The organism is Caldifarcimen microaerophilum, from assembly GCF_055387105.1.
Genome location: NZ_AP038914.1, coordinates 2037395 through 2050847, shown reverse-complemented (window position 1 = coordinate 2050847; position 13453 = coordinate 2037395). Strand labels below are relative to the sequence as shown.

Here is a 13453-nt window from a genome sequence, read left to right as displayed (position 1 = left end):
TCAGATGGGTTCGGGGAGGGGCGGCCGCTTCCGGAGAGGATAGTCCTTCCGGAGCGGGTGACCGGGAAAGCCCTCCCAGAGAAGGATGCGTTTCAGGTTCGGATGGCCGGTGAACACAATGCCGAAAAGGTCATACACTTCACGTTCCAGCCACAGGGCGCTCTTGAAAAGATCCCCCACACTCTCCACCGTGGGGTCCGATCCAGGAACCTGGGTTTTCACCCGGATACGCACCGGCTCGAGGGAGCGGGCCAGGTGATACACCACCTCAAACCGTGCCTCCCGCACGCCCAGCCAGTCCACAGCGGTGAGATCCACCAAGAGATCCATGCCCCATCGTTCCTGAAGATGGCGAAGCACCTCGCGGATGCGGGTGCGGGGGACCTCCACGGTGGGCATGCCGTCCCGGGCCGGGGTGACAGTGGCCTCAAAGCGTTCCTGAAGGTCCTGAAGGATGTTCTCCATCAGAAGAGCCTCCCGGACTGCTGGATCTTTTTCTGGAGGGTCATGATGGCATAGATGAGGGATTCCGGTCGGGGCGGGCAGCCGGGAACGTACACATCCACGGGAACCACCTGATCCACGCCCTGGAGCACGGCATAGGAGTTGTAGGGACCTCCCACGGAGGAACAGCTCCCCATGGAGATCACCCATTTGGGTTCGGGCATCTGTTCATACAGCCGGCGAAGGACCGGGGCCATTTTCAGGGTGACGGTGCCGGCCACGATCATGAGATCCGCCTGACGGGGAGACGCCCGGAACACCTCGGCGCCGAAACGGGCCAGGTCGTGCCGGGGGTCGGTGGTGGCCATCATCTCAATGGCGCAGCAGGCAAGGCCAAAGGTGAGGGGCCAGATGGAATTTTTCCGGGCCCAGTTGACCATTTTCTCCACCGTCGTGAGAAGAAGGGTGGAGCGAAGCAGTTTCTCGACAACCTTGTCTTCATCCACAGTGGAAATGCGATATTCCGCTACTCCCATTGGAGGCCTCCCCGTTTCCAGTAATACAGGTAGGCGACAAACAGCATACCGACGAAAAGGGCGATCTCCACTGCGCCGGTGACGCCGAGTTCCTTCGCCTGAACCGCCCAGGGATAGAGGAAGGCGATCTCCACGTCAAAGATCAGGAACAGGAGAGCCACGCGGTAAAAGCGAATCGGGAGCCGGGCATCGGCGGGCATTCGGGGGATCACGCCGGATTCATAGGGCTCGCCTTTGGCTTCCCCTCCCCGGCTCCTGGGGGAAAGGATCAGGGAGAGGAGAATCACGAGCCCCACATAACCCACCGCAAGCACAAACACCAGTCCAAGAAGGGCAAATGGATTCATCGCAGACTCCTGTTCGGCGCTAATTATACGCTCCTCCGGAAAAACCATCAAACAGCGCGTCTGGAGAGTTTCTATTTCTCTCGTGGAGGAAACAGGTATCTGTCATGCAAAAAACAAACCGGGGCGGGATTCATCCCACCCCGGTAAGGTTTTTCGCAATCCAGGTTATGGGAGAACCAGTTTCCCTTTGACGTCTCCGCCCACCTTCAGGAAGAACACGCCGGAGGGGAGGTGGCGAAGGGAGATCGTTGTTCTCCGCGTTCCGCGGGAGACGGGAAGGGCAAGGATTTTCTGTCCGAGGGCGTTGTACAGCGCCACACTCACATCCGCCGGCGCCCCGCCGGGGAAAGAAAGGAGCAACTGGCGGTTTTGAAGCGTGAACGTAACCGTGCGTGGAGTTTCCGGACTGTTCTCCGCAACGTCAGTCCCGAGAAATTCGTAGATCTGGAGGCCACTAAACCAATCCGCCACATAGGCATAGGAACCGGAGACATAGACACCTCGAGTATAATATCCCGGTACTCTGTAAAATCCTACTTCCTGAGGGGAAGAGGGATTGGAGATGTCGATCACACGGAGACCTGCATACCTATCCGCCACATAGGCATAGGAGCCAGAGACATAGACACCTGAAGCCCAATCCGGTGTATTGTAAAATCCTACTTCCTGAGGGGAAGAGGGATTGGAGATGTCGATCACTTGAAGACCACTATCCCCATCTGCCACATAGGCATAGGAGCCAGAGACATAGACACCTACAGCAGATCCCGGTGTATCGTAAAATCCCATTTCCTGAGGGGAAGAGGGATTGGAGATGTCGATCACTTGAAGACCACTATCCCCATCTGCCACATAGGCATAGGAACCAGAGACATAGACACCTACAGCAGATCCCGGTGTATCGTAAAATCCTACCTCCTGAGGGGAAGAGGGATCGGAGATGTCGATCACACGGAGACCTGCACCCCCATCTGCCACATAGGCATAGGAACCAGAGACATAGACATCTTGAGCATCTCCTGGTGTATTGTAAAATCCCATTTCCTGAGGGGAAGAGGGATTGGAGATGTCGATCACACGGAGACCGCCACTCGAAAGCCTATCCGTCACAAAGGCATAGGAACCGGAGACGTAGACATCCCATACCCATCCCGGTGTATCGTAAAAACCCACTTCCCGAGGAGACGAGGGATTAGAGATGTCAATCACATAAAAATCATACTGATCCACCAAATAGGCATAGGGACCGGAGACGTAGACATCTTCAGCATATCTCGGTGTACCGTAAAAACCCACCCTCTGAGGGGAAGAGGGGTTGGAGATGTCGATCACATGAAGACCATTATAACTTTCCACCAAATAGGCATAGGGACCGAAGACGTAGACATCAAGTGCAGATCCCGGTGTACCGTAAAAACCCATCCACTGAGGGGAAGAGGGATTGGAGATGTCGATCACATGAAGACCAGCCCCATCCCGATCCACCAAATAGGCATAGGAACCGGAGACGTAGACATCATATGCAACTCCCATTATTTCGAAAAATCCCACCTCTTGAGGGGAAGAGGGATCGGAGATGCCGATCACACGAAGACGATCCCCATCCGCCAAATAGGCATAGGAACCGGAGACGTAGACACCCAATGCATATCCCGGTGTATCGTAAAATCCTACCTCCTGAGGGGAAGAGGGATCGGAGATGTCGATCACACGAAGACCCGCACTCCCATCCGCCACATAGGCATAGGAACCAGAGACATAGACACCTACAGCAGATCCCGGTGTATCGTAAAATCCTACCTCCTGAGGGGAAGAGGGATCGGAGATGTCGATCACACGGAGACCCGCATAATTCGCCACATAGGCATAGGAACCAGAGACATAGACATCTGAAGCCCATTCATCCCATCCCGATGTTTCATAAAATCCTAGCTTCACAGGGCTGGATGGATTTTGAACGCTCCAGATTCCGAGTCCCGCTGGACCCGCCGCGACATACAGCCGCTGGTTCACCCCATCATAAAACAATTCCTCCACAAAACCCCGCGTGTGAATGGCTTCCGAAACCTTTTGTGGGCTGGCTGGATTGGAAACGTCGAGAACATACACGCCTCCTCCTGAGCCGAGAAAAACAAGATTTCTCGCAGAGTCCACCGCCACCGCAGAGGAAGGTCCAAAGGGCCAGTTCCCCACAAACCGCACATTCATGGAGTCCAGGGCATGAAGCCGGGGATCGGGGGAGAGATCGCCTCTCCTGATGGGGAAGGCTCCAAGGACCACGGGGATCAGCACACCCCCCATCCATGCTCTGTGCATGATCCACCTCCTTGACCGTTCCTCGGGGAAAGTCTAAAGTTCCGCGGGGGAAGAATCAAGGAGGAATAACCCCATGCGTTGATGGACCGTGCGGAGGTGTGTATCCTAAACGCGTCATGAAATGCAAAATCTGCAAAGCCCGGGCTCAGGTGCATCTGCGCCAGCACAACCTGGCGCTGTGCCGGGATCATTTTGTGGAACGCTTTGAACGGGAGGTTCTGAAAACCATCCGGAAATACCGGATGTTCACCCCCGAGGATCCCGTTCTTGTGGCTGTGTCCGGCGGAAAAGATTCCCTGGCCGTGCTCTATCTCCTCGCCAAACACGGTTACAACGTCCATGGCTTCTATATTGACCTGGGCATTGACGGGGGCATCGGGTATTCCTCCGTATCCCGACAGAAGGTGGAGACGTTCAGCGAGAAGTTCGGGATCCCGGTGGAGATCTATCCCCTGCGTGAGCGGCATCACCTCGCCATTCCCGACCTTGTGAAACACCGGCGCCATCAGGTCCCCTGCTCCATGTGTGGCACCGTGAAGCGCTATCTCATGAACTGGAAGGCGGCAACCGGGGGATACCGGGTGGTGGTCACCGGCCACAACCTGGACGACGAGGTGGCCACCCTGTTCGGGAACACCCTGCGGTGGGATGTCCGGTATCTCGCCCGTCAGGGACCCTTCCTTCCCTCCACCCACCCCGCCATGGCTGCCAAAGCCAAACCCTTTGCCTTCATGAGCGAAAAGGAAGTGGCCCTGTATGCGATTTTCAATGGCATTGACTATATCCGGGACGAATGTCCCTTCGCGGAGGGGGCGAAAAGCATTCTCTATAAGGAAATCCTCAACACCCTGGAGGAGCGCTCGCCCGGGACCAAACTCCGGTTCTATCGGGAGTTTCTTGCCTTCCGGGACCGGGTGCTTTCCGGCATCCAGGAAGAAGATATGCCGGAACTGCGCTCCTGCCAGGTGTGCGGCATGCCCACCACCCTGGACGTGTGCGCCTTCTGCCGTCTGGTGGGTCGAACCACCCCCACCGAAATCCGCTCCTGATTCCCTATCCCGGCGTATGGGGAGCAACACACGATGACCGTGGTGGCCCTTCTGGTTCGGGGCAGGATCCTCTGGGGTTTTCTCGAGGATCGGGAGCGGGTGTGGACGCCAGAGAAGGTGCTGAAAAACCGTTCCCGGGACATCATCCTCCAGCTGGACGTGCCGGGTGACCTTCCCCGAAGCGATGCGGAGCGCAGAGGAAGGCTCCAGGACGTGCTGGATCGCCTTCCCCGGCCTTCGGTTGAAGATCTGCTGGATCTTGTGGAAGGGGAGCGCATGCCCCTTCCGGATTTTCTCTCCCTGGCAGGTTCTCCCGAGGAACGTGGGGGACTGCTTCTCCTGATTTCCCGTCACCGCGCCTTTGAACTCCTCCGGTCGGGGGAGGTGGTGGTCCGGAGCCGGGAAGAACTGAAAGCCCTGGAAGAAAAGGAAAAACGGGAACGCCTGGAACAGGACGTTCAGGAAGCGGTGGCCTCCTGGCTTCAACAGCCGGACCCATCCCTGGACGCCCTGCAACAGACCTTTTCCGACCCTGAAGCGCAGGATCTCCTGATGCGCGTTCTGGAGCAGATGCGGACGGCCGCCCTCAAAGGGGAGTCCCTGCCCGGCCTGCCTCCGCCGGATATCCTTCTGGAACGCCTGGAAAAGGCCGGCGTGGTGGAGGCCGGCATCAACGAGATCCCCTATCGCCTGGGTGTGGTCCGGGCCTTTCGGGAAACGCCGGAGCTGGCACTCTCTGAGCGTCCGGCGTATGAGGATAGTTTCACCGAAACCCGGGGAGACGGGATCGCGGTGGACCATCCGTCCACGGTGGAGGTGGACGACGCCTTCGCGTTTGAAATCACCCCCCGGGGCTTGCGGTTCTCCCTGTATATTGCAGCCCCTGCGGCGTGGCTGAACCCCGGGCATCCCCTGCTGGACCTTGCAGAAAGCCGGATGCTCACCCTGTATTTCCCCGAAGAAACCCTGTTCATGATGCCACCCCTGTGGGTGGAGCAGCGCTTCACCCTCACAACGGAGGAAGCCCGTCCCGCCCTGATCCTGGATCTTGAGGGGGAGGGGACAGCCGTCCGCTCGTTTGCCTTTCGGTGGGGGTGGGTGCGCCTCCGGGATCGATGGACTCCGGATGAACTTCGCACGTATCTTCTGGAACATCCGGAAGGCCGGATCCTTCACGAGATCACCCGGGCCTGGACCCGGGAACGGGAAGAACGGGGGGCGTTTTCCCTTCTCCTTCCGGACATCAAGGTCCGGGTGGAGGGGGAACACATCGAGGTGGAGCGAGAGATCCCCCATGAGGGACATCTCGCGGTGATGGAGTGGATGGTCCGGATCAACCATCTCGCCGCGGTGGAGGCTCTTCGGCGGGGTGTCCCCATCGCCTTCCGGGCCTCCGACCCTCCGGCTGAACGGCCCACGCCGAAAGATCTGGACGATCCCCTTCTCCCCACCTATGTGGGCCGTTTTTTCGCCCCGGCCATCTGGACGTCCACCCCCCGGCCCCACCACGGTCTGGGCGTGGACGTCTACACCCAGATTTCCTCCCCCATCCGCCGGTTTCTGGACCTGGTCATCCAGCTCCAGCTTCTCCACCACGAGGCCACGGGCGAGCCGGCGTTCGGTGAGGAAGCCATGATCACGTGGGCCCAGGCGTATGAAACCTTTTCCACCCGGGCCCGTCAGGGGATGCGCGCACGACGGGTGTTCTGGATTCTCACCCTTCTGGACCGGGAACGCCCGGAACTTGAGGGATACTGGATGTCACCGGAACGGGTGTATTTTCCCCAGTTTCACTATCAGGGTATTCTCCAGCCGCCGCGGGAAGGAAGGCGGGGGGAGCCCATCCGGGTGAAGGTCAAGCGGGCCTATCCCCGCCGCGGGCTTCTCTACGTTCGCCCTCTCTGAGATCCCGTTCGATCACCTGGTCCAGATTGGAGCGGGTGGTGAGCACTCCATAAAGACGGGAGGGAATGGGGCGGGAGATGTGGGGGCGGATCAGGTCCACGGCCTGTTTTACAGCCGAAAGGGACACGGAGACGGGAGCCCCGCTCATTTTGAGGGCATACACGATGTCCTCGGTAGCCACGTTGCCCGTTGCTCCCGGTGCAAAGGGACAGCCCCCCAGCCCTCCGGCGGAGCTGTCGAACCGGGTGATGCCCAGTTCTTCATAAGCGGTGAGGACGTTGGCAACCCCGGTCCCGTACGTATCGTGCACGTGAAGGACGATGCGCTCTGGGGGAAGAAGCCGGAGGACCTCTTTCAGGAGGGCGCGGATGTCCCGGGGAACGGCCCGGCCAATGGTGTCGGCGAGGTCCACCTCCTCCACCTCGAGATCCAGGAGCTGCTCCACCACGGGCAGAACCTGTCGGGGGGCGATCTTCCCCTCAAAGGGGCAATAGAAGGCGGTGGAAATGTAGCCCCGCACGGGGATCCCTGCCTCCCGGGCACGGGCGACCACGTCCCGGAAACGGGCAATGGATTCGGCAATGGAAGCGTTGGTGTTTTTCCGGTTGAAGGTTTCAGAGGCCGCCGTGAACACCGCAATTTTGTCCACTCCCACCTGAAGAGCCCGTTCCAGACCCTTCATGTTGGGGACCAGGGCGGAATACACCACACCGGAGACTCGTTCGATCCGGGCAAACACCTCCTCCGCATCGGCAAGCTGGGGAACCCACCGGGGGGACACAAAGGAGGACACTTCCACTTCCTGAACGCCTGTCCGGGACAGGGCGTTCACAAAGGCGATCTTCACGTCGGTGGGGACAGGCTGTGCCTCGTTCTGAAGGCCATCCCTTGGAGCCACTTCCGTGATCCACAGCATGGCTTAAGGATAGAGCACGGATCCGGAAGTGTCATCGCCCGGGAAGGTGCCTTTGATGATCTGTGTCCGGGTTCGTATAATATCCCCGCAAGGCCGAAAACACGGAGGAGGATCATGGAGTTTCTGACCTTTGAACGGCGTGATGCTATCGGGATTCTTTCCTTCAACCGCCCGGACAAACTCAACGCCCTGAGCCTTGAAGTGCTGGATGAACTGGAGGCCTTTCTCCGGGACGTGGAACAGGATGCTTCCCTGCGGGTCCTGATTCTCCGGGGAGAGGGCCGGGCCTTTGTGGCCGGTGCCGATATCCGGACCATGAGCAACTTCGACGCGGAGGCCGGGGTGGCCTTTGCCCGAAAGGGACAGCGGGTGTTCGGGATGCTGGAAGAACTCCCTCAGGTGGTGATCGCCGCTGTGCACGGCTATGCTCTGGGGGGTGGGATGGAACTTGCCATGGCCTGCGACATCCGTGTGGCCGAACGTTCGGCCCAGTTTGGCCAGCCGGAGGTCCATCTGGGCATTATTCCGGGCTTTGCGGGCACCCAGCGTCTTCCCCGTCTGGTGGGCACCGGATGGGCCCGGTATCTCATCCTGACCGGCCGAAGGATCTCCGGCGAAGAAGCCCATCGTATTGGCCTGGTCGAAGTTCTCGCGGAAGACGGCAAGGCGCTGGAGACCGCCCTGGAGGTGGCTCAGGATGTGCTGAAAGGTGGGCCCCACGCCATTCCCCTTGCGAAACGGATGATCCTGCGGGGGATGGACATGCCCTTCCCGGTGGCCCAGGCCTTTGAGGCGGAAACCTTTTCCTATCTTTTCACCACCGGGGAACCTCAGGAAGGCATGAAAGCCTTTCTGGAAAAACGGAGACCCGCATGGACCGAAAGATCGTCCTGATCGCCGGTCTGCTTGCCCTCGGTGGGCTCTCCTGCCGGCGGCTGGTGGAGACCCTCTTTCCGGGCACCCTCACCGTCCACCATCTGGTGTATTACCCCTCTTTGGGCGAGGTGGAGGCAAAGATCAGCGTGGACGGTGAGGCGGAGCTCACCCAGCTGGCCCTGATCTTTCCCTCCGACACCCTTGTGTTTGACACGTCCCTTGCCCTCACGCCGGAAGGGTCCCCCTACCGCATTGCCTTCCCGAGCTCTGCCCCTCCGGACACCACCGTGGAGGCTGTGTTCACCTATGTCTCCGCGGGCGAAACGTCCACCCAGACCTGGGATGGGGTGCTCGCGTGGGTGAACGCCCAAGCGGCGGTGATCGGCCGGATGGTGCTCCCGGAGTCCACGTATGTGTATGTGATCTGGCCCCGGGCGTTCGCCTCGGGAAGACTTGCCGGGGACGTGCGCCTTGTCCGGGGGAGCGGGATCCGGGTGCTCTGGACGGACACCCAGGGCCTTTCGGAATACCGGAACGGCCAGACCCTCTCCCGGGTGTTCCTGGACACCACGGTGACCTTCCTCCTGGATCTGGATCGTGCCCTTCCTGCCGGAGCGGACACCTTTGTGACCCTCTTTGAGTTCACCGCGCCGGACACGGCCTATGTGGATGCCCGGCTTCTCCAGTTCCCGCAATAAGGAGGAACGCCATGCTGAAGGAAGGGATGCCTGCCCCGGACTTCTGCCTCCCGGATGAGGAGGGAACCGAACGCTGCCTCCGGGATTTTCGGGGGCGATGGGTGGTGCTCTATTTCTATCCCAAAGACATGACCCCCGGCTGCACCCGGGAGGCCGAAGACTTCCGGGATCTTGCGGAGAAATTTGCTGAATTGGGAGCGGTGATCCTGGGGGTGAGCGTGGATCCCCCGGAATCCCACCGGAAATTCAAAGAAAAACTGGGCCTTCCCTTCCACCTCCTTGCCGACACGGACAAAACCGTGGTCCAGGCGTATGGGGTGTGGCAGGAGAAGAAACGCTTCGGGCGCACCTATTTCGGAACGGTTCGCACCACGTTTGTGATTGATCCCGAGGGCAACATCGCGAAAGTCTATCCCAACGTCCGGGTGGCGGGCCATGCCCGAAAGGTGCTGGAAGACCTGAAGGACCTCATGGGCCATGGATCTTGAAATCCGGATCGGGCCGGCGCGCTTTCAAAATCCGGTGTTCACCGCATCGGGCACGTTTGGATATGGAACCGAACTTCTCGGAACCTTTCCGGTTTCCCGTCTGGGAGGGGTGGTGTCCAAAGGGCTGACCCTGGAGCCCCGGGAAGGCAATCCCCCTCCCCGGATCGTGGAAACCCCCTGCGGGCTTCTGAACAGCATCGGCCTTGAGAATATGGGTATCCGGCGTTACGTCGCCGAGGTCCTCCCCCTTCTTCAGGAGGAGGGGGTGGAGGTGGTGCTCAACGTGGAAGGACGAACGGAGGAGGAGTTTGAAGCCATGGTGGACCTTGCGGATGAGGCGCCGGTGCAGGCCATCGAGGTGAACGTGAGCTGTCCCAATGTGGAAAGTGGGCTGCTGTTTGGACAGGACCCCCTGGCCCTGGAACGCCTTGTGGCCCGTCTTCGCAGACGCACGGAGAAATCCCTCTGGGTGAAACTCACGCCGAGTTTTGTGGACATCCGGGAAGAAGCGCGGGCTGCGGAAGCCGGAGGCGCAGATGCGGTGGTGATCGCCAACACCTACCCGGGCACGGCGGTGGATGTGGAGCGACGGATGTTTCGTCTCCCCCGGGGCATGGGAGGGCTCTCCGGACCGGCCATTCACCCCCTGACCCTGTATCTCGTGTGGCGGGCCTATCAGGTGGTCTCCATTCCCATTGTGGCGGTGGGGGGGATCTCCCGGGTGGAAGACGCCCTGGCCTATTTCCTGGTTGGGGCGGTGGCGGTCCAGGTGGGTTCGGCCCTGTTTCAGGATCCCGAACTTCCCTTCCGGATTCTGGATACCCTGCCGGACTATCTGGAACGGCAGGGCCTTGAACGCTTTCAGGACCTGGTGGGAAGCGTTCAATTCCCGGAAGTTCCTTCAGAGCCCTGATCCGGATAGGGTCCCCGCAAGCCAGTCCAGGGCCTCCAGAACCGCCCGGCTCACAAGAATTTGATCCGTGTGCACGGGTGCAAGGAGCAGGCGGTGATCCCGGTAGGGGTGAAGGTGGAACAGCACCGTCTGGCGGAGTCCCCACCGGTGATCCACCACCAGGGCCAGAATCACACCCTCTTCCTCGTCCCGATAGGCACGGAGAACCTTGAGAAGACCACCGTCCAGGTGCACCACCGTTTCCGGCGCGAGGCGCGAAAGGCCTTCCAGGGCTCCTTGTTCCAGCACCCGATGATCCATGATTTGTTCCTCCTCCGGCACCGGGGGGCCATCCACAGGATGGATCAGGCGAAGCCGGGCTTTTCGGATGGTCCGCCCTTCCCGGAGCCATTTCTGTTCATATTTGGTCCGGGGACCTTCCCGGACGGGAACGTCTCTGAAAAAGGGAAGTTCCTTGAGCTCTTCCATCCCCTCCCAGATGGCCGGGTGATCCGAGGCAACCTGGAGTTCCCCGCCCGGTGCCATCCGTGAGGCAAGCAGGCGGGCGAAGTCCTCCCGCACCAGACGTCGTTCACTGTGGCGCTTTTTGGGCCAGGGGTCGGGAAAGTTGATATAAGCCTCCACCACCGAACCCGGAGCAAAACGGAGTTCCAGCAACGTCCGGGCATCCCCCTTGAGGAGCATCACGTTGAACAGGTTTTCTCGCTGGATCCGTCGTGCCGCTTTGAGGATGGCATGGCCGGAAACTTCGATCCCCACCCACAGGAGATCCGGACGCTCCCGGGCCAGGGCTGCCAGGAATCGTCCGTCCCCGAAACCAATCTCCAGCCCAACCGGTCCCCGAAGGACGGAAAGGTGTTTCCACGGGCGGAAGGGAGCCGGCCGAACTTCGGGCCAGGGAGGAAGGTCTACGAGGATGGGGCCTGGATGGATCATGCGTTGTAGACGATCCGCAAGAGCCGGTGAAACCGGATGCGCTCCCACACCTTCCACCAGGGACCGTGGGGGTCCCAGGAAAAATAGATGATCAGGGGTCTTCCCTTCACATGGGTGAGGGGGAGGGGCCCGAAGAACCGGGAATCCAGGGAGTTATCCCGGTTGTCCCCCATGACGAAGATGGTCCCGGGGGGAACCACCACCGGACCGAAGTTATCCCGGACCCGGGGATCCCGGGCAAACCGCCGCTGTTCCCAGGCTTTCTGATATTCCTTCCGGGCTTCGGGTGTGAGGAGGGAATCCGGGAGGAGGGGGGGGTATTCCGTGGTGTCTTTGTAGATCACATAGGGTTCGTCCACGGCTTTTCCATTCACGAAAAGAACCTTGTGGCGGATCACCACCGTGTCCCCCGCCACCGCCACGCACCGCTTCACAAAGTCCCTCCGGAGGTCCAGCGGAAAGTTGAACACCACCACTTCCCCTCGATCCGGTTTGTTGAACTCCAGGACCTTCAGGGTGGTGTAGGGGATCTGGATTCCATACACGAACTTGGCCACGAGCAGAAAATCGCCGGGCAGAAAGGTGTTGAGCATGGATTCCGAAGGGATGACATACGCCTGGACCACGAACGCCCGCAGGAAAAAGAGAACCACGAGCGTCCAGAGGATGGAACGAAGACGCCCCCCCTTTTGCCTTTCGGAATGGGTGTGTTTCCGGGTTGTGGCAACCTGACTCATGCGGTGGAGAGGCGCTGGAGGTGGGAAGGCAGCAGCCGATCCCCGTATTTGCGCAGGAACGCCTGGGCCACCCAGCTTGCAGCGGTTCCATGGGGACAGAAGGTGGTTCCGTCCATATACCGGGTGAGATCCATCACCACCTGCACATCCACCGGCTCCACCAGACGCTCTTCAATCCTCCGGAAGGTCCGCACCAGCCAGGTGGTCCCTTCCCGACAGGGGGTGCATTTGGAGCAGGATTCGTGGGCGAAAAACTCCATGGCGCGCCGGAACACGATCTCAAGGGGCACGGAATCGTCAATCACGATCACGGACCCCGCCCCCAGGAAGGTTCCCTTTTCCCGCATGGATTCATAATCCAGGGGCGTGTCCCACTCATCCGGTGCCAGGATGGGGGTGGAAATCCCTCCGGGGATGATGCCCACGATCTCCCGACCGTCCCGGGGTCCTCCGGCCAGGTCAAACACCAGTTCCCGGAGGGTGATGGATCCCAGGGGAATCTCCCAGGTTCCAGGGCGTTTCACCCCGCCGGACACGTTGAACAGCTTGGTGCCGGGGCTTTTTTCGGTGCCGAAGGAGCGATACCATTCCCCACCGTTTTTGACAATGGCCGTGACCGAGGCCAGGGTCTCCACGTTGTTCACCAGGGTGGGCTGGCCATAGAGTCCGGCCTGTGCCGGATAAGGGGGTTTGAGACGGGGCTCCCCCCGCTTGCCTTCCAGGGAGTTCAGGAGGGCGGTTTCCTCTCCACAGATGTAGCTTCCCGCTCCCCGGAAGAGATACATGTCCACAGAAAAGCCGGTCCCCAGGATGTTTTCTCCGAGGAACCCCGCATCATAGGCTTCCTGAATGGCCTGTTCCATGATCCGGTATTGCGCGGGGTATTCCCACCGCAGGTAATAATAAATTTCCCGGGCACCCACCGCATAGGCGGCCAGGATGGACCCCTCGATGACCATGTGGGGTTTGTGGTCCATCAGGACCCGGTCTTTGAAGGTGCCGGGCTCGCCTTCGTCGGCGTTCACAGCCACGTATTTGGGTTCTCCCTTCGCCTTTGCCACGAACTCCCACTTGATCCCGGTGGGAAACCCGGCACCGCCCCGTCCCCGGAGACCGGAGGTTTTCACCTCTTCGATGACCTCCTCCGGCTTCATGGAGGTCAGGGCTTTGCGAAGAGCCTCATACCCCCCGATTTTGCGATACCCTTCCAGGGTGCGGACGTCGGGGTTTTCGATGCCCTCAAGCAAGATCCGCGGAAAATCCGGCGTTTTGCCCATGGCCAACCTCCTCTT

14 protein-coding genes are annotated in these 13453 nt (G+C 60.1%); 6 read left to right on the top strand and 8 right to left on the bottom strand.

Annotated elements, in window-relative coordinates; translation table 11 throughout:
* The 4 genes from AC6HU3_RS09680 to AC6HU3_RS09665 form a co-directional block, all read right to left on the bottom strand.
* Nucleotides 1–465, bottom strand: coding sequence for an NADH-quinone oxidoreductase subunit C (locus AC6HU3_RS09680; protein ID WP_497473561.1), 465 nt, complete (start codon nucleotides 463–465; stop codon nucleotides 1–3).
* Nucleotides 465–980, bottom strand: a complete 516-nt coding sequence (locus AC6HU3_RS09675; protein WP_497473560.1) for an NADH-quinone oxidoreductase subunit B — start codon at nucleotides 978–980, stop codon at nucleotides 465–467. Before AC6HU3_RS09675 ends, AC6HU3_RS09680 begins: the two co-directional genes overlap by 1 nt.
* Nucleotides 971–1327, bottom strand: a complete 357-nt coding sequence (locus tag AC6HU3_RS09670) for an NADH-quinone oxidoreductase subunit A (protein WP_497473559.1) — start codon at nucleotides 1325–1327, stop codon at nucleotides 971–973. The genes AC6HU3_RS09675 and AC6HU3_RS09670 overlap by 10 nt, the downstream gene beginning before the upstream one ends.
* Before the next feature lie 165 nt (nucleotides 1328–1492).
* Nucleotides 1493–3643, bottom strand: a complete 2151-nt coding sequence (locus AC6HU3_RS09665; RefSeq protein WP_497473558.1) for a T9SS type A sorting domain-containing protein — start codon at nucleotides 3641–3643, stop codon at nucleotides 1493–1495.
* Between the two features lie 116 nt (nucleotides 3644–3759).
* On the opposite strand from AC6HU3_RS09665, the gene AC6HU3_RS09660 reads away from it, so the two are divergent.
* Both AC6HU3_RS09660 and AC6HU3_RS09655 read left to right on the top strand, forming a co-directional pair.
* Nucleotides 3760–4692, top strand: a complete 933-nt coding sequence (locus AC6HU3_RS09660; RefSeq protein WP_497473557.1) for a TIGR00269 family protein — start codon at nucleotides 3760–3762, stop codon at nucleotides 4690–4692.
* Nucleotides 4693–4725: 33 nt separating this feature from the next.
* Nucleotides 4726–6597 carry an RNB domain-containing ribonuclease gene (locus AC6HU3_RS09655; RefSeq protein WP_497473556.1) on the top strand — a complete coding sequence of 624 codons (1872 nt, stop codon included), beginning with the start codon at nucleotides 4726–4728 and terminating at the stop codon, nucleotides 6595–6597.
* On the opposite strand, the gene AC6HU3_RS09650 is transcribed toward AC6HU3_RS09655, so the two are convergent.
* Entirely contained in the window at nucleotides 6548–7513 is a 966-nt protein-coding gene (locus AC6HU3_RS09650; protein WP_497473555.1) for a hydroxymethylglutaryl-CoA lyase, read from the bottom strand. The genes AC6HU3_RS09655 and AC6HU3_RS09650 overlap by 50 nt on opposite strands.
* A gap of 114 nt (nucleotides 7514–7627) precedes the next feature.
* Between AC6HU3_RS09650 and AC6HU3_RS09645 the strand changes: the two genes are divergently transcribed.
* Genes AC6HU3_RS09645 through AC6HU3_RS09630 form a run of 4 tightly spaced genes read left to right on the top strand, consistent with a single transcriptional unit; the run spans nucleotide 7628 to nucleotide 10488 of the window.
* On the top strand, nucleotides 7628–8407 hold the full coding sequence (locus AC6HU3_RS09645; RefSeq protein WP_497473554.1) for an enoyl-CoA hydratase/isomerase family protein: 780 nt from the start codon (nucleotides 7628–7630) through the stop codon (nucleotides 8405–8407).
* Entirely contained in the window at nucleotides 8386–9087 is a 702-nt protein-coding gene (locus tag AC6HU3_RS09640) for a hypothetical protein (protein ID WP_497473553.1), read from the top strand. The genes AC6HU3_RS09645 and AC6HU3_RS09640 overlap by 22 nt, the downstream gene beginning before the upstream one ends.
* Nucleotides 9088–9098: 11 nt before the next feature.
* Complete coding sequence (bcp, locus tag AC6HU3_RS09635) at nucleotides 9099–9575, top strand: thioredoxin-dependent thiol peroxidase (RefSeq protein WP_497473552.1); 477 nt, start codon at nucleotides 9099–9101, stop codon at nucleotides 9573–9575.
* On the top strand, nucleotides 9565–10488 hold the full coding sequence (locus AC6HU3_RS09630; RefSeq protein WP_497473551.1) for a dihydroorotate dehydrogenase: 924 nt from the start codon (nucleotides 9565–9567) through the stop codon (nucleotides 10486–10488). The genes bcp and AC6HU3_RS09630 overlap by 11 nt, the downstream gene beginning before the upstream one ends.
* Here the strand turns inward: AC6HU3_RS09630 and trmB are convergent.
* The 3 genes from trmB to nuoF are packed head-to-tail and all read right to left on the bottom strand — an operon-like array spanning nucleotide 10477 to nucleotide 13438.
* A complete protein-coding gene (gene trmB, locus AC6HU3_RS09625; protein ID WP_497473550.1) occupies nucleotides 10477–11424 on the bottom strand; it encodes a tRNA (guanosine(46)-N7)-methyltransferase TrmB in 948 nt (315 codons plus the stop codon). The genes AC6HU3_RS09630 and trmB overlap by 12 nt on opposite strands.
* Nucleotides 11421–12161: a signal peptidase I gene (gene lepB / locus AC6HU3_RS09620; RefSeq protein WP_497473549.1), complete on the bottom strand. Its 741-nt coding sequence runs from the start codon at nucleotides 12159–12161 to the stop codon at nucleotides 11421–11423. The genes trmB and lepB overlap by 4 nt, the downstream gene beginning before the upstream one ends.
* Entirely contained in the window at nucleotides 12158–13438 is a 1281-nt protein-coding gene (gene nuoF / locus AC6HU3_RS09615; protein ID WP_497473548.1) for an NADH-quinone oxidoreductase subunit NuoF, read from the bottom strand. Before nuoF ends, lepB begins: the two co-directional genes overlap by 4 nt.
* Nucleotides 13439–13453: the final 15 nt, after the last annotated feature.